This window comes from Leptospira sp. GIMC2001, from assembly GCF_028462125.1.
GTDB lineage: Bacteria > Spirochaetota > Leptospiria > Leptospirales > Leptospiraceae.
This window is the reverse complement of sequence record NZ_CP115468.1, coordinates 767,348-789,094: the sequence shown is the minus strand read 5'-3', so window position 1 is coordinate 789,094 and position 21,747 is coordinate 767,348. Positions and strand designations below refer to the sequence as shown.

The 21,747-nt window shown below is 36.5% G+C and carries 15 protein-coding genes; 3 read left to right on the top strand and 12 right to left on the bottom strand.

The annotated features are described in order from the left end of the window. Nucleotides 1-7: 7 nt before the first annotated feature. The 9 genes from O4O04_RS05015 to O4O04_RS04975 form a co-directional block, all read right to left on the bottom strand. Complete coding sequence (locus O4O04_RS05015) at nucleotides 8-1,282, bottom strand: beta-ketoacyl-[acyl-carrier-protein] synthase family protein (RefSeq protein ID WP_272534596.1); 1,275 nt, start codon at nucleotides 1,280-1,282, stop codon at nucleotides 8-10. After that, the gene (locus O4O04_RS05010; protein WP_272534594.1) at nucleotides 1,279-1,752 is read right to left on the bottom strand and encodes a 3-hydroxyacyl-ACP dehydratase FabZ family protein; all 474 of its coding nucleotides are present in this window, start codon (nucleotides 1,750-1,752) and stop codon (nucleotides 1,279-1,281) included. The genes O4O04_RS05015 and O4O04_RS05010 overlap by 4 nt, the downstream gene beginning before the upstream one ends. Then, nucleotides 1,742-2,467, bottom strand: coding sequence for a 3-oxoacyl-ACP reductase family protein (locus tag O4O04_RS05005; protein ID WP_272534592.1), 726 nt, complete (start codon nucleotides 2,465-2,467; stop codon nucleotides 1,742-1,744). Before O4O04_RS05005 ends, O4O04_RS05010 begins: the two co-directional genes overlap by 11 nt. Continuing rightward, a complete protein-coding gene (gene fabA, locus O4O04_RS05000) occupies nucleotides 2,468-3,061 on the bottom strand; it encodes a bifunctional 3-hydroxydecanoyl-ACP dehydratase/trans-2-decenoyl-ACP isomerase (RefSeq protein WP_272534590.1) in 594 nt (197 codons plus the stop codon). Further along, the gene (locus O4O04_RS04995; protein WP_272534588.1) at nucleotides 3,058-4,002 is read right to left on the bottom strand and encodes an SDR family oxidoreductase; all 945 of its coding nucleotides are present in this window, start codon (nucleotides 4,000-4,002) and stop codon (nucleotides 3,058-3,060) included. Before O4O04_RS04995 ends, fabA begins: the two co-directional genes overlap by 4 nt. Continuing rightward, nucleotides 3,999-4,928, bottom strand: a complete 930-nt coding sequence (locus tag O4O04_RS04990; protein WP_272534586.1) for an ACP S-malonyltransferase — start codon at nucleotides 4,926-4,928, stop codon at nucleotides 3,999-4,001. The genes O4O04_RS04995 and O4O04_RS04990 overlap by 4 nt, the downstream gene beginning before the upstream one ends. Then, on the bottom strand, nucleotides 4,928-5,800 hold the full coding sequence (locus tag O4O04_RS04985; RefSeq protein WP_272534584.1) for a bile acid:sodium symporter family protein: 873 nt from the start codon (nucleotides 5,798-5,800) through the stop codon (nucleotides 4,928-4,930). Before O4O04_RS04985 ends, O4O04_RS04990 begins: the two co-directional genes overlap by 1 nt. Before the next feature lie 291 nt (nucleotides 5,801-6,091). Further along, a complete protein-coding gene (locus O4O04_RS04980) occupies nucleotides 6,092-6,964 on the bottom strand; it encodes a bile acid:sodium symporter family protein (protein WP_272534582.1) in 873 nt (290 codons plus the stop codon). Nucleotides 6,965-6,982: 18 nt separating this feature from the next. Beyond that, the gene (locus O4O04_RS04975; RefSeq protein WP_272534580.1) at nucleotides 6,983-9,226 is read right to left on the bottom strand and encodes a SpoIIE family protein phosphatase; all 2,244 of its coding nucleotides are present in this window, start codon (nucleotides 9,224-9,226) and stop codon (nucleotides 6,983-6,985) included. A 221-nt stretch (nucleotides 9,227-9,447) separates the two neighbouring features. Between O4O04_RS04975 and O4O04_RS04970 the strand changes: the two genes are divergently transcribed. The 3 genes from O4O04_RS04970 to O4O04_RS04960 all read left to right on the top strand — a co-directional run bounded on the left by O4O04_RS04970 (nucleotide 9,448) and on the right by O4O04_RS04960 (nucleotide 14,045). Next, nucleotides 9,448-10,551: a hypothetical protein gene (locus O4O04_RS04970; RefSeq protein ID WP_272534578.1), complete on the top strand. Its 1,104-nt coding sequence runs from the start codon at nucleotides 9,448-9,450 to the stop codon at nucleotides 10,549-10,551. 21 nt (nucleotides 10,552-10,572) lie between these two features. Beyond that, nucleotides 10,573-11,613, top strand: coding sequence for a DUF3089 domain-containing protein (locus O4O04_RS04965; RefSeq protein WP_272534576.1), 1,041 nt, complete (start codon nucleotides 10,573-10,575; stop codon nucleotides 11,611-11,613). A gap of 140 nt (nucleotides 11,614-11,753) precedes the next feature. Beyond that, nucleotides 11,754-14,045, top strand: a complete 2,292-nt coding sequence (locus O4O04_RS04960; protein ID WP_272534575.1) for a sigma 54-interacting transcriptional regulator — start codon at nucleotides 11,754-11,756, stop codon at nucleotides 14,043-14,045. Between the two features lie 2 nt (nucleotides 14,046-14,047). Here the strand turns inward: O4O04_RS04960 and O4O04_RS04955 are convergent, their stop codons facing one another. From O4O04_RS04955 to O4O04_RS04945, 3 genes are all read right to left on the bottom strand, one after another. Further along, nucleotides 14,048-14,650, bottom strand: a complete 603-nt coding sequence (locus tag O4O04_RS04955) for a hypothetical protein (RefSeq protein ID WP_272534574.1) — start codon at nucleotides 14,648-14,650, stop codon at nucleotides 14,048-14,050. A gap of 59 nt (nucleotides 14,651-14,709) precedes the next feature. Beyond that, nucleotides 14,710-15,531 carry an extracellular medium-chain-length polyhydroxyalkanoate depolymerase gene (locus O4O04_RS04950; RefSeq protein ID WP_272534573.1) on the bottom strand — a complete coding sequence of 274 codons (822 nt, stop codon included), beginning with the start codon at nucleotides 15,529-15,531 and terminating at the stop codon, nucleotides 14,710-14,712. Nucleotides 15,532-15,746: 215 nt separating this feature from the next. After that, nucleotides 15,747-21,641 carry a carboxyl transferase domain-containing protein gene (locus O4O04_RS04945; protein WP_272534572.1) on the bottom strand — a complete coding sequence of 1,965 codons (5,895 nt, stop codon included), beginning with the start codon at nucleotides 21,639-21,641 and terminating at the stop codon, nucleotides 15,747-15,749. Nucleotides 21,642-21,747 lie beyond the last annotated feature (106 nt).

Sequence of the window (21,747 nt, the reverse complement as noted above, 5' to 3'; positions counted from 1 at the left end):
TTAATTCCTATTTAGTTTCCCATTTTTTAAAAATAAGACATCCATTTACATCACCAAAACCAAAACTCGCCTTAGCCATTATATTCACGGGACTATTCTCTGTTTGGTGTAGTATTGATTCTTTGTATGGAAGAATTTTTTCATGCAAATCTTCACAGTTGATTGATTTATGGAGAAAACCTTTGTTGATTTGAATTATAGTTGCTACGCTTTCAATTGCTCCAGCCGCTCCTAAGCAGTGTCCAATCATAGATTTCGTACTCTGGATTTTGGGTAATTGATTTGGTGCAAGATTGAGGGCAATAGACCAATTCTCTACTTCATAAGGATCTGCAAATGTTGCTGTTAGGTGTCCATTGATTCCATCTATTTGGTCTGCCTCAATTCCCGACATAGCCAATGCTTGCTGAATACATCTTCGAACAGATATCGGATTCGGAGCTGTCATGCTTCCGCCCATTCTATGTCCTCCACAATTCACATTTGCACCAAGAATTTCTGCATAGATCCGAGCGTTTCTCTTTACTGCACTCTCGAGTGATTCCAAAATTAAAATCCCAGCTCCGGAACCTGGCACAAATCCAGCTGCAGACGCACTCATGGGTCTTGATGCCTTATGAGGATCATTGTTAGATCTTGAGTTGATTACTTTCATTGCATCGAATCCAGCCCAGACATGAGGAGACGAACCTTCTACACCACCAGCTACCATCTTATCTGCTAGACCTGCTCGAATTCTATCAAAGGCCATAACTATCGCCTCAGTTCCCGTGTTGCAGGCAGAGGAATTGGAAGTTACTTGGTTCCCCAGTGCCAAAATTCCCGATAGCTTAGCCGACACACCGCTTGCCATTACCTGCTCTACAATTGTTGATCCCATCCTTTTCGTCTTACCAGCATTAACCATAGGAATTACTTTTTCGGAGATTACATCCATTCCGCTGATTCCAAGGCCTACCACACAACCTGCATCCCAATTCACTTCGGACTTATCATGCGGAACAGATAATCCTGCATCCTTCCACGCATCAATAGCTGCAATTCCTGAATATATCTGCGTTTCATTCATTGCGAGTAAGGATTCATCCGAAAAATACTGAGGAGCAATCTCTCGAATTCCTTTTGGAATACCGCCAACATGACAGGCAAAATTCAATTCCTTCATCTTTTCTTGAAATTCTATTCCTGATTTGCCAGTGCGAAGCGCTTGTTCAAATTCGGCAATTCCATGTCCGTTAGGTGCAACTACACCCAGTCCCGTAATTACGACTCTACTACTCATTGAATATTTACTCCCAATCCCGAAAGCAGACCTGAAGCTGCAATTGAGCCGTCTTGGTTCTTCATAACAACTCGAGATTTAATTTTATTTCTTCTAAAAAATTCAAGATCGCCTCGGATTTCGACAGTCTCACCCGGACGAACCATATTGCTGAATTCTATCTCAGCTTCTGTAAATAATGTAGTATATTTATTGTTTGGTTGTCCAAATTTGAGATTTAAAAAAATACCCAATGCGACAACCGATGTCTGTGCCATTGCTTCTATTAGAATCACTCCAGGTGTAACTGGATTATCAGGAAAATGTCCTTTGTAAAAATACTCATCTTCACGAAATCTATATTTACCCACACAATGCAAAGTCGATAGCTCAAGTATGTCATCGATGAATCGAAAAGGAGATTTCTGCGGAATAGATGCGAACACATTGTCCCTCTCCCAAGATGTAGAATTGATAAATTCAACCTGCATACATCCCTCCATTTACATGAATTGTTGTCCCGGTTATATAATTCCCAGACGTTGCCAAAAACTGAACAACCTCAGCAATTTCTGTTGCCTTACCCATCCTTGCCAAAGGAATGTTCTCTAATATTCTATCACGAATGTCCACTGTTAGATCCTTCGTCATATCCGTATCAATGAATCCCGGAGCAATTGAGTTAACAAGAATTCCATTCTGTGCAAATTCAAGGGCAGCCACTTGCGAAAAATTATTTATACCTGCTTTGGTCATTCCATATACTGATTGCGTTGCGTTGCCTTTGCTCCCTACAACTGAAGATATATTTATAATTCTTCCTTGCTTGTTTCGAATCATTAGTCTGGACAATCTTTTTGTTAAATACCAAGTCGCGCGCATATTGATTGCAATCATCTGATCGAACTCATCTAGCGTGGCTGAGAAAATTGGATTGTCTTTTACCCAACCCGCATTATTCACCAGGACCTCCAATGGAAAAGGCTGAGCTTTGATTGTGTCATAAACTGAATCGCAACCTTCCCCAGTTGACAAATCGGCTCCGATTATAAAGGATCCTGGGAGTGAATCACTGAGAGCTTTTGCTTTAGTATGACTTGAATTGTAATGAATTCCAACAATAAATCCAGATTCGGACAATGCTTTACAGCAAGCACGGCCAATGCCTGTAGCTCCGCCAGTAACAATTGCTATTTTATTTCTCATTCAATCTTCCTTATTTAGTATATTCTGAAGTTGGTTTGCATGAGTCATCGGGTAGTTTGGATATCGAAGACCTAGGAATATACCGACTCGAGCATTGGATACTTTATAGATTTGCGAGTCGTCAACAAACAAAGTTCCAGTACCTAAAACCATCGAAGCTTGCTGGGATTCAATAAAGGAATACCTTCGAACATCAACTTCCATTCTTAGAACTTTATTATGAGGTCGGATCTGACCTGTAAATTCGACTTGATCACATCCCAACGCTCGACCAGATCCTTTTGCTCCATTCAATGAACAATATAAACCTAGCAACTGCCAGATGGCATCGACACCTAAACAACCAGGCATTACCGGATCATTTCGAAAATGGCACTGAAAAAACCATTCATCTATACGAATTTTTTTTTCAGCTACAATCCGTCCGCGACTTCCATTCCTTTCAATAGAATTTATGGAATCTAACATGAGAAAAGGGGGTGCAGGTAAACTTGGAATCTCAAAATTGATATCTTCAACCAGAGTATTGTGCGAAAGAGCAAGCACTTCTAATTCTGTTAGAGATGTTTTTTTTATAAAATCTTCATACTTCATCCAGAAATCCTCTCTCCTCCATCCACTCGGATAACTTCTCCGTTAATCCAGCGAGCTTCATCCATACATATCAAAAACACAACATTAGCAACATCGTCTGTAGTTGTTAGCCTTCCATTCGGGTTTCTCAACCTCGATTGAGCTGCCATATGAGTATTACCAGGAATCAAACGAAGAGCCGGAGTATCAGTGACACCAGGTTGCAATATATTGGATGTAATTCCGTATCCGCCCATTTCATAGGCAATACTTCTAGATACTGATTCCATAGCAACCTTGGCTGCACTCACGGCCGCATAACCTCGCCATGCTACCTCGTTGCCTTCGCTCGTAAGTCCTAAGACTCTCGCTTCTTTTGCAAAAAGACCTGCACGAAAAACAGCGGATGTCCAAGTAAGCAGGCTCGTTCCCATTGCAAAGACAGTGTTCGCCATGTCTTCGTTCTCAATGAATAGATCATTATTGTATTGAATGGGATCGGACAAATGAATGAAGTCGTCATACCCTGCCTCAAATAATTTATTAACCGCAAGGCTCAATGTTTCTCTAGGTATTCCCAATTCTTTTGCCAAAATTACTTGAGAAGATTCCTTATCTGTTTTTTTCTGAGGAGCAATCAATTTCAGATTGCCGAAAGCAATTGAATGCATAAGTAATCTTATACTATCTTGATCACCCATCTTTTCTTTTAGTTCTAATAGAGCATTTTGAATTGCATCAGAAGCTAGTGCGTCCATATTCATGGAAAGAAATTTTACTCCCTCTTTGCGTATCGATTGAAATTCCTCTTCAATGCGAGCCATTGAGCCTTTACGATCTCTATGTATGATGCAAATATTCATTCCTTCACGGGCGAGTTTCTTGGCTGAGCTCAAACCAAAACCACTTGATCCACCCAGAACCAATGCCCAATAGTTTCGATCTGCAAATGGTTTATTCATATTTGCTCTACCTTGAAGTTCTTAAGCATAGAACGCTGATTGATAATCGAATTCACTTCCTTTCCTAAGCTAAGGAAAAATTTACCAAGAACTCTATTTGGCCCAACCTCCAATATCTCTACACCAAGCTCTAACAAGCGATGCATATTGGTTATCCAATCCACAGATCCACTAATCTGACTTACAAGATTGTCTATTAAGGAATCTTGCGTATGGAATTCGCCTGTATAATTCGATAAAACCTTGCTAGCATTCTCAAAGTTAAATGGGAATTGAATAATATATTTTCTGAAGTCCTCTTCAATAGATCGAATTAGGCTACTATGAAACGGGGCACTGACAGTCAGTCTCACAATATTCATATCAGGATATAGCTCGCTTAACAATTTACAGGCTGTCTCTATAAATTCTGTCTTACCACTTATAACGACTTGATCCTTGGAATTGTAGTTGGCGACCTCAACTTCTGCCTGCTTAACTATAGATAGAAATTCGGTCTGTCCAATATCATCTTTAACCAACGCAGCCATGCTACCAATCCCTTCAGGTACTGCATACTGCATCAATTCACCTCTTTTGCTAACAATTCGGAGAGCAGAACCCAGATCAATCACACCTGCTGCAACTAACGCAGAATATTCCCCGAGACTATGCCCAGCAAAATAATTTGCCTTGATACCATACTCCGTCTCGATAACTTTGAGCATTGCTATCTCAGTTGTTAGTATCGCTGGCTGTGTAAACTTTGTTAGATTAATCTTATCATTCTCATGAAAGCATATATCTTGTATATCATATCCAAGTGCTTCATTTGCCTGATCATAAATAGATCTTGCTTCCGGATATTCCGTATAAAAATCCAGACCCATACCGATTCTCTGAGAACCCTGACCTGGAAAAACAATTGCTAATTGATTATTTAGCATTAGATTGACCTCTTTTCTTTTTTGCTTAACAACATTGAGCCAAATATCAAGGCATTCAAAAACATAAGAAGGCTGTAGGTTACGGGAACTATCGTCATTTCAGAATTCTTAAGTATCGTGCCTGTAACAAGTAATGCGGTAGTTCCATTTTGGATTCCTAGCTCAAAAGCAAGCGTGATAGTTTGGGCTTTGTCTAGCTTTGCTAGTAGTGAGATTCCAAGGCCAAGAGATAAAGAGATGATATTTAAGGTGAAGGATGCCATACCACTCTCCAGAAAAAATCCGTACATTTTGTCCCAATTCTGATGAATTACACCTGCTACTATAACAAACAGTATTACCATTGAGAATATCTTGATAGGTTTTTCGGCAATTTTGGATATCATAGGTTGGAAATGTCGAACTAACATTCCAATACCTACTGGGAGTACAGTAATCACGAATAATTGGATGATTGTCTTGAGAATCGGGAGTTCAATGGTTTTACCTTCTCCCAGAAAATGAAGCATCGCATAGTAAGCTAATATAGGTAAGGTGAATGGCTTAATGATACTGATTAAAGCGGTAAGGCTTATCGAAAGAGCAACATCCCCTCGAAAAATATAAGAGTACATATTCGAAGTAGATCCAGACGGGCAAAAGGAAAGAATCATCAATCCTACAGCTAAATTTGGTTCGAGTCGAAATAGTGTAGCAACGCCAAATCCAATCATTGGCAACAATAACAATTGCCCAATGATACCAAGAATCATTGCTTTCGGATATAAGGCTATCCTAGAAAAATCTTTGCTAGTGAGTGATAGTCCCATTCCCAGCATGATGATAAATAATGATACAGGCAAAAAAATCTCTAATAGATACCCAGTTTGCACTCAATTCCTCCAAATTTTTACTAATTCCAAACTGATTCGATCAGCGGACTCGATTGCCATTCTCAACCTTCCCTATAGAGCATTCAAACTTTTTATCGTTTAACCATAGAATGTTGTTCATTTTTATATTTAATATAACACTAGATTTATTATATAACATTCATTTGTATTCTTTTTAACTTTCATTATTAAAAATATCCCTTTTAATTAAATATATAGCCTAACTAGAATCAATGATTCGGATTAATCCTCCATAAGGACTAAAAATAAACCGCAATGGGCATTATAATATCAAGGCATTCTCCTTTCTTTTTTTCCCAAAAGAATTGATCCGAAGATTAGAGCATTGAAAAACATCAAAAGACTATATGTGATTGGAACGATTGTCATTTCCGGACTTTTGAGAATGGTTCCCGTGACAAGTAAGGCAGTTGTTCCATTTTGGATTCCTAATTCAAAAGCCAATGTTATAGTTTGAGATTTATTCAATTTTGCCAGAAGAGCAATTCCGAATCCTGCAGTGAGTGATATGACATTCAAAGTGAAAGAAGCAAACCCACTTGCAAAGAAGAAGGAAAACATTTTGTTCCAATTCTGATAGACCAAGCCGCCAATGATGACAAAAAGTATGATCATCGAAAAAATCTTGATCGGCTTCTCAGTGATTGAAGAAATGCGAGGCTGGAAATAGCGAACCAACATTCCAATTCCAACTGGTAGAACTGTAATCAGAAATAGTTGAAGTATGGTCTTATAAATTGGTAGCTCGATCGTTCTAGCCTCGCCCAAAAAATGTTGCATAGTATAATATGCTAAAATAGGTAACGTAAAAGGTTTGATGATGCTAATCAAAGCTGTAAGGCTGATTGAAAGAGCTACGTCACCTCGAAAAATATAAGAATACATATTAGATGTTGGGCCAGATGGACAAAAAGAAAGAATCATGAGTCCAACTGCTAAATTGGGTTCAAGTTGGAATAGATATACTACGCCAAATCCGACCAAAGGCAGCAAAAGCAGTTGAGCAAAAATCCCAAGAATGATAGCTTTAGGATAGAGTGCGATCCTGGAGAAATCTTTATTGGTCAGTGTTAATCCCATTCCCAACATGATAATAAAGAGCGACAAAGGTAATAATATTTCTAATAAATAACTTGATTGCATAAATAATCCTTTAATAACTTATATATATTTTATACGAACGATTGATAAATCATCAGTGATGTTCCCAAAACTTTTTATACTTCCGTAAATCTCATCTAGATCTCCTTTGCTTTTTTCTACATGTTCTAAAAATACTTCTTCTCCATCGTTAATGACACGAATACCATCATTCGTATTGCCAATCTCGAGATCATCTTTGCCATCTGAACCTATAAAGATCATATCACCCGATACCAATTGAAATGTTTTGACAAGAAATGGAGAAGTTGCATCGAAATGCATACCCAATCTACGATATAGATGATTGAACTCAAGAAATCGTGCTTTACCATTTCGGTATATAACAGGATTAGGATGTTCTGCATTGACCATATACAATTTTCCAGAGTCTTCATCTATCACACCTAATATGGCTGTTACAAGCATGCTTCCTTGAAATATATCAAACACCTTTGCAATTTCTAAGAAAGTTGTCTTGATCCATCGATCTGGAGTGATATTAGAAAGTTGATTTTTATATATTTGTGTTCTGTTGATTATTGATCCAAATAGTGATCCTAATACTAGTGCTCCACCTGCTCCTTGGATGGATTTACCCATAGCATCTGCATTGATAAAGACAATACAATTTGAAGAGCCAATTTTTAGATTTGTTGCCATCGATAAATCGCCTCCAATCTCATGAGTTTGATTTTTGAATTGGAATTTTTTCATTTGTTGAGTCAAAAATTCAAGATGCACTTTATCGGTTTGAATATTTGCAGTTAGAAATGGCTTAAGTAAAAGAGAGGTTAGAAAATAATCACCTTGTTGCTGATTGAGAGATTGTGTTAGTTGGTGTGTCCGTTCCTTAACCTGCTCTTCTAACGTCTCTGCATAGACAGAAAGAGCAGTCTTAGCTTCCCGAATCGAAGAGATCATTCCATTAAATGATGAGGTAAGATATCCAATCTCATCATAGATTCTTACGGGGACTTGAATTCCCATATCACCAGAATTTACTTTATCAATTCCACTCAATAAATTCTTGAGCGGAATCCAAATTGCCCCTTTGAAGAACCAACGAAATCCAATTAAAACAATTATCAAGGATGCAAAAAGTATTAATATATAAGGAAGAATCCGCTCATGCAAGAAATCTCGATATTTAATGTAAGGATATCCAACTTCATAAATTTCTTTTGATGACGAATTCTTGACTCGATAAGCAAGAACTGAAGGATTCCCGTTATGATCCAATCTCAACAGCCTAGATGAATCAAATATTTTTGCTTGAGTCAAAGGATTTGTGGAATCGGAATTCAACAGGCTTTCAAAAAATTCTAATTCTAGCTTACTATCAAGTTCTACATACTGAAATGCATTTGTTAGTGGTGAATTGTCTGAATATTTAATTAGATAGACACTGTCTTCGGAAAGCTTTCTGTTATGAACAATAGATTGAGAGATGGCAAGATTTCTCTCATCAAATAATAATTCAAATTTCTCAACAGAAATAAGTATAACAGAATAGAACAAAAGCCAAAAAGTACCAAGACAAATTCCCGTGATTCGATTCAAGAAATTAGTTCGATCTTTAGTTGTGTTAATGTACAAAACGAGAATGATAAAACTTCCTATCGTCATACAAAAAGTATAAACGGATAGGAAATCAGATCTCATGATAATTCCTGCTCGCGTCAAACTATTAGCAATGACTGGCGGAAAAATCAAAAAAGAAAAGAAAATAATAAAATAAATAGTAACCCTGCGATACATTCCTTGGTTTTGAATGCTTCTCCAAATTCCAGTCGTGAGCATGACAAATGAAAAGATTAGAATACAAAAACCTAATACTTTGTTTTCTTTTGCATTCGGGAATGTCCAGATCTGCTCGCTTCGATCAAAGATTGGATCGAGACCAAGAGTAGAGTTGATATAGTATCCAAGCAGAATAAACCAAAGAACTAATTGAGTTATGAAGAAAATTTGAGATGATCGTTTATGGATTGGTGAAGGGTAATTGTAAAAAAATTGTCCCATACATAGAAATCCTGGAATCACAAAAAGTACTAACCAGCGATGATAAGCTGCAATCGGATGATTCACAGAATAGGCCAAAACAAATGAAGAAGCATGAATCGAAAAGAATAGAAAAGATAAACCTAAGTAAGTACTCGAACTTGAGCGATCACGAATTTTAAAAAGAAAACTGGCAAGCACCGCAGTAAAAATGCAAACGATAAGTGATCCAAGTGAAAAGAATGTAAGTTGTATATTCATGACTCGATGAACAGTATAGCAATAACCATGCCATCGATATTTTTGATCACAGAGGCATTTTAGAACGTATTAGGTGATTGATTTCAGTCAGTTAATGGAATTCCAATCGATTGAATTCAAGCAGCCTCAAAATTCTGGCTTTATTCTAGGATTCTGAGCCTATTGCAGTGGCATGATTCATGCAATTCTCCAATCCATAATGAACATTTGGAGAAAAATTTATGCTGATCACGCTTAATAAAATTAAACACAAAGGAAATAATTTATTATTCGGAATTATTTTGTTAACTTTGTTTTCTTCTTACCCAGCAATTGCTGAAGAAGTGAAGCTTACAACTGAGAATAAGGAACCTAAGGAAGATTATTGGAGGCTATTGGTTGGAGCTTTCACTGGACAAATGAATCTACAACTGCAGACTTATCTACCTTTTGGACATACAGATCCAACTACTGGACAGAGAGCAAACCCAACAATTGGTAGGCTATCAGGGTTAACTCAATCTGGTGCGCTTGACTTAGCCGTTGATGGAACTGGTCCTCAGAAAGGCTTCCAATTCCTCTTATTGAGTGAATCTTTAGTGGTTCAAGCTACGTATGCAAGAGCAGAAGTCGCCTTTTCTCCACTAAAAAGTAGTGGCTCACTCCCTTTGAATACGGCAGAAGGTGGTGCCGGCGGCAATGTTTATTCAACTGGATTCGAGTATTACCACAAAATCAACCAGACTTTTGCGCCGATGGTTGGTCTTAGCCACAATGGATTTGGAGCTTATTATAAAGTAAAAAATGTAATCGGAACAACGGTTGGAACAAATCTCTACCAATCATTTCCTGTCATCGATGCAGATGATCGTTACCATTCAAATGTTGGAAAAGTCGGACTCCGAATCAAGCTCCCATTTCAAAGCTGGTCAATTACACCGTACATTCAGTACGCAGCCAATAGATATCATATCAATGTTAGAACTACAGCTGGAGCTGTGAGCGGCCAACAGAATTTTCTTCCATCGGATCCTGAGTCGCTTGTTGACGCTTGGCTTTACCGAGGCTTGGGGGATGTTAGCTCAACCGATTCGATGACCAAGATACCAAGAGATGACAAAAGTGGTGGATTAGTTCTATTTATGGACTATAAAAAGTTTATTAGCTTAACGATCAATGCAAGAAGAAACTATAGTCGAGGAGCTTGGAATGTATCAGCAACTGGATTGGTTTTCTTCCATCCTAATGCGGGTATTATGGTAAACTATGCTTACTCGGATCCTGAGATTACTCTGACTTTCAATAGAAGTTGGGCGATTGGACCTGTATTTATGACTTCATTTTAAGGAATAAGGGAATCAAATTCTATGAAATCAATTTTGTTTTTTATTAATTTAATTATGGCTATTAGTACATTTCAATGTACGACTATTTTTATATACTTGATTAAACCGGGTTCTGACTTTCAAGAAAAGAATTTACCTAGTCCGCCCAATTATACAGATAGAGAAAGTTGGGCAGCTCTACCAGATCAAAAAGACGAGGTAGATTTCGTGCCGAGTAAGACGGATCTTACCGATCAACAATCCAGTGCCAAAGCTGATGTATTCTATGTGCATCCTACTACTTATTTAAAAAGTGACGGTTGGAATGCAGATGTACAGTCGAGTTTAATTGTATATGGGTTGTCTCCATTGAAATTACAAGCGAGCGTATTCAATGGATCTGCAAAAATTTACGCTCCGAGATACAGACAAGCAACTCTTTATTCATTTATTGATGATTCAGGCAATGCGGAAAAAGCATTTAAAATAGCCAGAGAGGACGTAGAAAAAGCTTTTGATCATTACATGAAATACTATAATAAAGGTAGACCATTCTTTCTTGCTGGCCATAGTCAAGGCTCAATGATGTTATTGAATATTTTGCAGAATCGCATTGAAAAGAATAAATATCCAAATTTTATAGCAGCCTATTTACCAGGTTGGGCAATCCAATCGAAAACTTTTTCTAAACTCAAACCTTGTAATTCACCTACTGAGTTGCACTGCTTTATTAGTTGGAATTCAAAAAAATGGGGTAGCGAATTGAATGATTTTTCTCTGGCTCCAGAAAGATATGTTGGTGGAAGTTGTGTGAATCCGCTATCTTGGAAGAACAATGAAGATGTAGTAGAAAAAGATAAGCATTTAGGTGCAGTTGGAATCGGATTTGAAGCAATTGATCGAAACTATGTTCGTGCTAAATGCAAAGATGAAATGCTCTGGGTAGATCTTCCTAGTGATCCAAATTATGAATCAAGGAGAGGTAACAAAAAAAATTACCATATTGCAGATTATAATTTATTCTACATAGACATTCGAGAAAATATAAAATTAAGATTACAAACTTATCTAAATAGAAAATAAAATCTACAATTAGTTTAGAAGCAAAGTTGATTTCACGAAATCTAAAGACTGCTCCTGATCATAAATCGAAAAAATAATAATCCACCAGTATTTGAAAAAACAAGATTGCAGAGACTGGTGGATAATTTGAGAATCAACCAATGTATATGCAATTTCTAACTCTTTCATTTCTGATAGCAACGATGCTTTGCATATTAGTAGTAATTTATTGCCTAAGTGTTAGAAATAAATTTTCCGGGTTGCTTGAGTTAGCTATATCATTTTCTTGTCTATCGCTGATGTATGGCGCCTGCGTGTATACTTCAATTGAGCTTGAGTCAATGGGAGCTTTGCACCGTTGGGTTACTGTCACATCAGCACTCATATCACCTGTGTTCTTTCTTAGTTTTTTTCTAAAATTCCCTACTCCTTTTTCCAGAAACTTAATTCTGATTTCTTTCAGTATTCTGATTACAATAAGCACAATTTTATCTATCTGGTTTATTACCGAGACCTATTCCGCACCTAGAGTATTCAATTTCAATGCACATTATTGGGATTTCGATTCAAGCAATCCTGGTAAAATTGTTGCAATTTATATTTTGTTTCTAGTTGTTCTGGTTTTGGTTTCAGCAATTGCTCAGATCATTCGCCATAAAAAGGAAAAGAGAATTGCTTTGATAGGAATTCTTCTCTCATTCTTTTTTAGCTTTCTATTGCCTGCAATGTATTTAACTATGTTTCGACTTGGTCGAGTTAACGCAGAAGATTTTGTCAATTTATTAGCTGTGTCAGTATTAGCGGGATTTTTTATTTTTATAATATTTTTTGTGAGCTATGGAGGCTATAAGAATTCGATTGGAATTCGAGTAATGACGATTATTCTAGCTATGGCACTTTTTGTAACTCAACTCATGTCGGGTGCGATGAGCAAAGTTGTTGAGAATGAATTCGATCATTATTATAAAGCGATTCTTGCATCAAGTCAAAGCAATGTTCCTATCGGTTCTGTTTATAGTATTCCCTTAGAGATTAACTCTACGGAACCAGTTTTTCGAAGATATGCATCACAAAATCTTGAGAATCTAATCGTTATTTTTAGTGATGTTACCATGAAGAGAGAAGTTGCTTTTCCATACATAAACTATCGAAGCTTTGTCCATCGTTATGTGATTGATTGGGCAATAATTTTGGGAATTTGTTTTATAATTCTAAGCGTGGGTTTTCTGTCTTTTATGAAATTAAGTCTTCTCGATCCGCTTAATAAATTATTGAAAGGTGTCCGAAGAGTTGAGGGTGGAGAATTTGATATACAGCTTCCCGTGACGAGCGACGATGAGATTGGCCAACTTACAACTGCATTTAATAGAATGGTCGTGTCAGTTGGTGAGGCTCGTGAAGAACTCCGATTGTATACATCAAATCTAGAAAAAACGATCATAGAAAGAGATTCAATATTCGATGCTTCTCCTCACCAAAAAGAATTAGAGAACAAAACTTTAATATATGCAAGCAGCAGCATGAAAAATTTGATAGAAAGAGTTGAGCGAATTGCAACTCGTGAACAGCCAGTACTCATACAAGGTGAGACCGGAACTGGTAAAGAAATTATTGCCAATCTTCTTCATGAAATTGGCAAAGGAAGAGGCAAACCCTTTGTTCCGATTAATTGTGCCGCAGTTCCTGCCTCATTATGGGAGAGTCAAATCTTTGGACATGTTCGTGGAGCGTTCACGGATGCCAAAACCGATTACGGTGGACTTGTTGCAGAAGCTAAAGGAGGCACCTTATTCTTTGATGAAGTCGGTGAGATGACACTTGATATTCAACCAAAAATTCTTCGATTGCTTCAAGAAAGAAAATACAAAGCTGTAGGTGGGAGAACAGAGTTAGAAGCTGAATGCAGAATTATTTTTGCAACGCATCGAAATCTAAAAGCAATGGTCGATCAAGGATTATTTCGCGAAGACTTATATTATCGAATCAATGTATTCGAACTTCGGATTCCACCATTGAGAGAGAGAAGATCGGATATAATTTTTTTGATTAATCGTTTTATTGAATCCTATTCCAAACAAATGAATCTTCAGATTGATTATATAGATAGTGCTTATATTGATTTTCTAAATGAACATCCTTGGCCTGGAAACATCCGTGAATTGGAAAATTGTATAATCAAAACTCTAGCTAATGTTAACGGAGACTCAATCATGTTAAAGGATTTGCCTCCAGAAATAAAACAATCAAAGTTAAGCATTCAAAAAGACAATACCAAAACATCACAACCTGCATTGGAATCTCATGGTTTCGAATCGATGGTTGCAACCTATTCCAAAAGACTGATTGAATCTACTCTTGAGAGATGCAATGGAAACAAATCGGAAGCAGCCCGTCTTTTGAAAATCTCTAGAGGCAAATTGCAATACCAAATGAAAATGCTAAATATGGAATAAAATTATAGTGATTGCTTAATTTTTTCAATGGCTCCTTCTAGCTCACTTACTTCTTGATTGAACAATCGATGTTGATCTTCAGTAAAAGACTCTTTGTATTTCTCTCTCATTCGATACATCAGCTCAATTTTATCTTTATTTTTCTTTATTAGCAATTCTTCATATTCTTTAGCTTCGTCCGAGGTAAGCGAATTCTTTCCTCTTTTAAGTGATAAGTCATCTATTCTTTCATGGAATTTTCGGTTTCTATGTGCAAAAATACTTTCGATATTAAAAATACTTTCTACTGATAGCAACAATGTTGTAGGAATCAAATTGGATTCCATAGCAGTAAAGAAATCGTGAGCGATATTATCTTCAACTTCTTCATTTTTTCTGGAATCAACATATTCGATCATTTCTCCCGATATCGTGGTTCTCGGTTGCTGTTCATGGTGATATCCGTCAAAGCCTGGAAATTCATCCTGCTGATTATTCACACTTTCTACTTCAAGTTTCGAGAATTCCGAATTCGAGTTATTGAATTGAGTGTATATGATAGATAGGAATAGACTTAGAAAGATGCTCGATGTAAACATTAAAATTAAATTAAATTGATTCTTCATATTTTTCCTTATTTAATCTACTGATAACAGTGACCAGATGATCACTGTTATGAATTCTTTTATCTATATTTATTGAACCAAGAGTAGATTTCATTCGGAGACGACGAAACCCACTCATGAGAAGCAAACCAATCTGTATGTTTCTTGGTTGGCGTTCCATTGGATATCAGCTTATCATAATATAGATCCATGCTCCACCATGGAACTATAAGATCTAACCATCCATGTACAAATAATGTCGGTGGGTGGTTGGCTGGAAGATTCGGAACCAAACAAAGAGGCCCACTGCAAGTCGCATATGATCCAGACTGAACTGCCAATGCTTTAAATTGACCTGGAAAAGAAACAGCCATACGACTTGTATTATATCCACCACTGGATATTCCAGTTGCGAATTTTTTATTTGAATTTATATTTCCAAAGACTCCGTTAGCGATTCCATCGAACAGATTGTTCAGAAAGATATAATCGGCAGTAAGTTCGTAAATGGTTGGTAGATTAGTCTCCCAGAATAGATCAAATCCAGCGTCTGGTGCAATAACCGCAAAACCATTATTTAGCAATTTCTCGATAACCTTGACTTCATAGTAGCCACCAAATGGATCACCTTGTTTGCGAGTGAACTCAACAGGATAGAATGAACCTTGGTAGATCACAACAACTGGCCATCCTCCAACTGGTGCTGTGCCTTCAGGAACTTGGAATTTTACTTTTCTCGTAAATCCAGGTCTTGCTTGAACGTACGTTACATTGTGAGTGCAACTTGTTGTCTTAATAATGAATCCAGTAGTTTTGCATCTCGCCGCCATTAAACTACCAGAGCTTGTTACTAGAAATATTGTGACCATTGAAAACATGGCCCACTTAAATTTTATTCTCATTCAGGTATCCTCCAAAGATATCCGAGAATCCATCTGCTCTACCGAACAGATTGTCCCGAATTGTCAAATTGCAAGAACCGTGCTAGAAAGAATTCAGCATACAAAACACGAAAAGTGCATATAAAAGGTGATTTGAAGGCTTTAGCAAATCAAATTTATAAAATTATTTCGAATCGATTAAATTCAGTCGATTGATTTTGATCAACTTACAAATTCTAATCGAAATATTGAGTCTTTCGCTCTTTTGCAAGCGATAATCCATCAATAAGATATTTCCTTAGTTGGGAAACTTTTGGAATCAAGAAATCCATAATTCCAGTATTTGCAGCATCAACAGATGCTCGCGATTTATTATTGAATTCTTGAATATAATCTTCCTTCAATTGGATCGCCTGTTCATTGTTTCCTTCTTGGAGAAGTTTTGAATACCTAGCTCCCATAAAAAGATCAAATGATGCTGATCCCCCCATAACAGAAAGTATCGAACTTTCAAGTGACATATAAACTATACCAGGACGTATTGTTTTGCTAAAAGCATGAATCTGCCTTCCACCATAATTTTGGTTCAGAACAACCGATACAACTGGAACTTCTCCCAAAATATTCGCATCTAAGGATTCTGCTCCGATTTGTTGGATGCGCAATCTTTCTTGCTTTGTCCCTGGATAGAATCCTGGCGCATTCGAAATCATAACAATTGGAATTTTGTATTTATTTAAGAATTCAGTAAAAATTCTAAATTTCTCTGTGCCTGGAGCATCAGGAGCTCCTCCCATAATACTTGGCTGATCTGCAATCACACCAACAGTCTCATTGTTAAGTTTTGCAAGACCAGTAATAAGGCAAGGTCCTTGAATTGGATCGTTCATGTCTTGAAAGAATTCAATAAATGAATCTTTATCAAAAGTTCGACTAATAACTTTACCGAACATATCGAAAGGTACAGTTGGATCCGTAGGGATCTCAGGTTCAAGTTCTGTCACTGAAGAAAATCTATTTAGATGAATCGGTGAGCTATCCCTATTATTAACATATTCTAATATTCGTCCACATACTTCAAATGCTGATTCTAAATTCTCAGAAATAAAATGAACTGATTTCGAAGCGAATAATATGTCCGCTCCATCCATATTCTGTGACTTAATGAAAAAAATTATATCTGCAAGGCTCAGAATCGGCGCTCTCTCCAAGCCCGAAAGTTCAGTTACAATTTGTATTTTCATTCCAGACCCTTTGGCATAGTTATTCAAAAAGTCTTTTCGCGCTTGTATGGTCTGTGCATCTTTATTCATAAATTCATAGAACCATCTCTTGCCAAAAATCAAAATTTTATCAGCTTTAGTCTTATTTGCAGTGATTGACAATTCTTTAGCCCTGGTTACCGAAGGAAAAGACCTTATCCCATAATTAGTCCGTGCACCTAAAATACAAACAGGCGATTGGTTCAACCTTCCAAATCCACCGATCAGAGATCCCGATCCATAATAGTCCGATTTAAAATGAGTAAATTCTCGGTCATCTAGCAATTCCATTACCATCTGATCATTTACGACATCATTTCGATTGAGAGGATTCATCCATTTTCTATTACTAACTTTAGTTTTTTCGAATAAAGGAATGCTCTGCAATCTAGGAGTGAATATTTTTTGGATTTTACGAATAATAGATAGGAGTTGTAATTTGTGTTCAGCAACAATATCAACAGTTCCAGTCCATTTGCTCATCACGCTCGCCCCACCAATTTCATAATTGGTAAAGTCTTCACCCATAACAGATTTTATAACATTAGAACCAGTAAGAACTCTATAAGATTCATCCATATCAACCATCAGTTGTATGGATGCCTGACTTGAACCATATACATCTAAACCAGTAGAAGAACCAACACCTATTGCAACAACAATACATCTTGAATTTTGTATCTTACTATTTTGATCAATGAAATCAGCGTCTAGTTCATTGAATAGAGACCGCAATCGAGAATCAGGATTTTCTAATGTGAATTTTCTAAATTTTTGTTCATTTCGTTCGGATGTCAGAAGGGAATTCATCATAAAACCTTGACCTGCGCGATTTAGAGAAATCATTCCTTCTTTAATGTTTGCTCCTGCACCATCATTCCATATATAAATAGGAATATTCCACTTGTATGCAAGATACATTGCTGCAATATACTTCAAACCCTCCAAATCACCGGTAGAGCCTCCATTGATCCGCGAATCCTTCATGTAAAATATTGAACTATAATTTGCGATTTTACCTAAATATATTTTGCTACCTACTGGTTTGAATTCACTCTTTCCGTTCTTGGGGTTGATCCATTCGCAATGATCAATACTTGGTATAACTATTTCTTCAAAAGTATCTGGATCAAAGTTTTCTCTTGCCCAAATTTCTATTGGCCATTTATTTTTTTCTAATAAACGATTGGTTGCTTGATTGAAATTTTTGTCATAATAAAGGTCTCTTGGATCATTCTCGAGCAAAAGATCCGGTGTCACTTTGCCATTCTTTGCCGCGATTAAATATTTCTTATGAACTGGATCACCTCCCATTGGAGATTGACAAGCTAGATGTACTATTATGCGACTCACTTCCAAGCCTTTCAAAAAATGATTCACTCTAAGAATGATTGGAAATAAATTTCTTGAGGATAGAATATCATCCCGATCCTCTCCCAGATCAATGACCGACGGTTTTTGGTGAGCTAGAATCTCAATCTGGTTATTCAATCTGGGTTGAATCATCTGATAATTCTTAAGAAGAAATGCAGATTCTATAGTAGCTCGCTCTGCATTATTGCTTCCAATAATTTTGTTATCGATATCTCTATCTTCATCCATCTTGCCAATATTATAAAATAATAAATATCTTTTGTCTTCAGCAACTGTTTTCGATTCAAGTGAATAGATCAGTAGATCTCCAATCGGACTATGAAGTCTATTTACCGAATATTTCTCTTGGATCATTAAAACTTTCTTTGAAACCTCATTGAAGAAAAAATCTTGTCTATCCTTACTGTTGGGAACTATTGAGAGACTCTCAGCAAAAGACTGATTGAGTTTATCAATCCAATTGTCCCGATTGATGCTTTTACCATTCGCATAAAAAGAATATGGGTCATTTCGAAAGATAAGAAACTCATTTAAATATTTACGTGAAATGGATTGAGTAAACATTCTCATTTCATTCAAAATATTGTATCTTTTCAATACGGATGTTATGACCTCAAATAACTTTCCATCTTTTTCTGATTCTTCAATGGAATACAATCTCTTAAGAACGGAAGAAGTATTTTTTTGTAATGCGATTGGCGAGCTTAAGGTGATTAAATTCAATATGCATTCAAGGCTTTTAGAATTATTCGATATATTGTAATATGCCCTTTGCATAAAGAATATCGCAAATTGAATTTCTGTAATATCCAAATCTGTAATTCCAATCCACCTTGTAACACCATAAACTTTAAACAATGAATCCATAACATTCTTGAACTTAGTAGACACAGAGAACATCTCATCTTTACAGTTTTGAATATAGTCGTTTAACTCATTAAAAATCGAACGCATATCTCCTACGGATGGTGCATATACGTTTTTCAATAAGCAATGTATCGTGATAATTTTTCTAATTTCAGATTCTATTGATTTACTTTCATCGATAGATAGTGTGACCTTATCAATATCGGCTAAACTTTTGATTGAAGTCTTATACACAGATTCATCAATCGGATAACCCGATATATACGATCTTATAATAGATAAGTAAAGTTTTAATTTCTCATAATCGGAAATTTTGGTATCAATTTTTCCAAGGAAAATCGACTCTAATGCACTTGAATAATCGGATAAAGGTGTTGAACGAATAAGATTCGACTGCTTTTTTACAGAATCTACAGATATTGATTCTTCAATTTTATCCGATTCTATATTAAATAGGATTTCACCTTCTGCAATATTTTTACCGATAATCTGTCCTTGAGGAGTGAATCCTATCTGAAGCTTAGATAAGTCTCCGTCCTCGATCAATTGTTTGATTTTTCCGTTAGTTGGTGAAGCGATAACCGTTTCCATTTTCATCGCAGAAATAACGATAATCGGGTCTCCTTTCTTAACTAAACTTCCAATACTCAATCGATCTCGATTAGCAAATTCATCTCTAGCAAACTTAACAAAACTTCCTTGGAATGGAGATCTCGTAATTCCTTGCGAAGCTGTATTATTTCCTAAACCTTCGCTTGTAATCTTCATTCGCAAATAACTAGTTCTATTCTTCATATTCTTAATACGAATAATACTAAAGTTAGGACGCGAATCGATTCGGACCGTATAAGAGCTGATTCCAACTCGAATTAAGTAATTGTCTACACTTGCAGGTTTAGCAACTATATCAGCTTCCCCTAAATGCAAATTATTTAGAAAAATATGAAATGATTGAATATCTGTTTGGATTAAGCTAATCGTATTTTTGAACTCACCAATTTCTACTTGAAAGCTTGTTGGCAAAATTGTTTTACCGGAATTGTAAACGGATTTCTCCAAGTCTCCTACTTGGAAAGAATTTGCAGCTTTTGTTTTCATAAGATTAACATATTCACATAAAGTAGCAAAAGCAGATCCTAAGATTACATCGTTTTCATGAATTGGATTCTCTTCGAGATAACTCTTATCATCTAATAGTCGATTTGTATAATCACCACTTAGAAAATCAGGATCACGCATAATCAAAAGCAATTGATTCACATTCGAAGTTATACCTTTAATATACAATTCGCTGAGTGCACGTTCCATTCGAGAAATCGCAACCTCTCGACTATCACCTCGAGTGATTACTTTACCAATCATAGGATCATAATGTGGAAGAATGATATCACCCTTTCGGAATCCAAAATCACATCGAGTCCCATTGAATGTTGGAAGATCTAATTCTTCTATAATTCCAGGTGAAGGAGTATATCCTGATTCAGGATCTTCGGCATAGATCCGACATTCGATGGCATGATCTTTATGAGTGAATCTTTTTTCTAAAGCTGTTTTATAATGAATATTTGATTCTCTGCCATCAAATTGGTATATTTGCCATTTAGCTAAATCAATGCCAAGAGATTGGTCAGTTACAGGGTGCTCAACTTGAAGTCTTGTATTCATTTCAAGAAATCCAATAGAACCAGAATCTTGATCATACAAAAATTCTACAGTTCCCGCACCAGAACCGTTAGAATAACCAGAGATTCGAGCCATATTTTCCGCAGATGCAAGCAGTGAGAGACAAGTATAATCGTCTATAAATGCATCACCAGATTCTTCGATCACTTTTTGGTTTCTTCTTTGAACTGCACATTTTCGAATTCCAATTGCAGTGCTATTGAAAATCTGAACTTCCATATGCACTGGCTTAGTGATGTATTTTTCTAAATAAAAAGTATCATCATTGTACAATGATTTTCCAATTCTTTTCGAAGACTCAATAGCGGAAGAAAGCTCTGCTTCTTGAAAGACTGGAACCATTCCTTTGCCGCCACCTCCATTCGATAGCTTTACAATAATCGGATAACCGATCTTAGCTGCATAGGATCGAGCTTCTTCAAAATTTTGAATAGAATGTGAACCTTCAAACAATGGTACACCATGTTCGGAAGCAAGTTTCCTTGCTGAGAGTTTATCTCCCACTTTCTCCATTACAGAATCATCTGGCCCCATAAAAATAAGTTCTTGATTACAAGCTTCTGCAACGACTTTGATGTAACGAACAAAAGCTGGATTCTCAGATAGAAATCCATATCCTGGATAGATTGAGTTTGAATTGGAGAAAATCGCAGCCGACACGATCAAAGGTATATTTGTATAATTCGAAAGATCACCGATTCGAATAAATTCATCTGCAAACTCATACCAAGACTGACCAAGATCCACGTCCGTTACAACTGCTACAGATGGAATTCCCTCTTCTCTTAAGGACAGAAAAAACCGTTTCGCAATCTCTCCGCGGTTAGCTATCAAAACTTTTTGCAATCGACCTTTTGTTCGTCGTAGTTTCGTTAGTTGCTTATTCTGAAATCCTGGATTGAGTAAAGTTAGATTTTTTAAGTATGGTTCGATCTCTGAGAACATAATTCACCTATTATTTTGAATTGCTCAATGCTCAGAAACAGTCTGTTAAAAACAAGAAAAATGTAAAATTTAAGTCATATAGGCATAGATGTGTCAAATATCGTTC

Coding starts and splice junctions, on each gene's coding strand:
- O4O04_RS05015 (WP_272534596.1), bottom strand. CDS start 1,282: ATGAGTAGTAGAGTCGTAATTACGGGACTGGGTGTAGTTGCACCTAAC.
- O4O04_RS05010 (WP_272534594.1), bottom strand. CDS start 1,752: ATGCAGGTTGAATTTATCAATTCTACATCTTGGGAGAGGGACAATGTG.
- O4O04_RS05005 (WP_272534592.1), bottom strand. CDS start 2,467: ATGAGAAATAAAATAGCAATTGTTACTGGCGGAGCTACAGGCATTGGC.
- fabA (WP_272534590.1), bottom strand. CDS start 3,061: ATGAAGTATGAAGATTTTATAAAAAAAACATCTCTAACAGAATTAGAA.
- O4O04_RS04995 (WP_272534588.1), bottom strand. CDS start 4,002: ATGAATAAACCATTTGCAGATCGAAACTATTGGGCATTGGTTCTGGGT.
- O4O04_RS04990 (WP_272534586.1), bottom strand. CDS start 4,928: ATGCTAAATAATCAATTAGCAATTGTTTTTCCAGGTCAGGGTTCTCAG.
- O4O04_RS04980 (WP_272534582.1), bottom strand. CDS start 6,964: ATGCAATCAAGTTATTTATTAGAAATATTATTACCTTTGTCGCTCTTT.
- O4O04_RS04975 (WP_272534580.1), bottom strand. CDS start 9,226: ATGAATATACAACTTACATTCTTTTCACTTGGATCACTTATCGTTTGC.
- O4O04_RS04970 (WP_272534578.1), top strand. CDS start 9,448: ATGCTGATCACGCTTAATAAAATTAAACACAAAGGAAATAATTTATTA.
- O4O04_RS04965 (WP_272534576.1), top strand. CDS start 10,573: ATGAAATCAATTTTGTTTTTTATTAATTTAATTATGGCTATTAGTACA.
- O4O04_RS04960 (WP_272534575.1), top strand. CDS start 11,754: ATGTATATGCAATTTCTAACTCTTTCATTTCTGATAGCAACGATGCTT.
- O4O04_RS04955 (WP_272534574.1), bottom strand. CDS start 14,650: ATGAAGAATCAATTTAATTTAATTTTAATGTTTACATCGAGCATCTTT.
- O4O04_RS04950 (WP_272534573.1), bottom strand. CDS start 15,531: ATGAGAATAAAATTTAAGTGGGCCATGTTTTCAATGGTCACAATATTT.
- O4O04_RS04945 (WP_272534572.1), bottom strand. CDS start 21,641: ATGTTCTCAGAGATCGAACCATACTTAAAAAATCTAACTTTACTCAAT.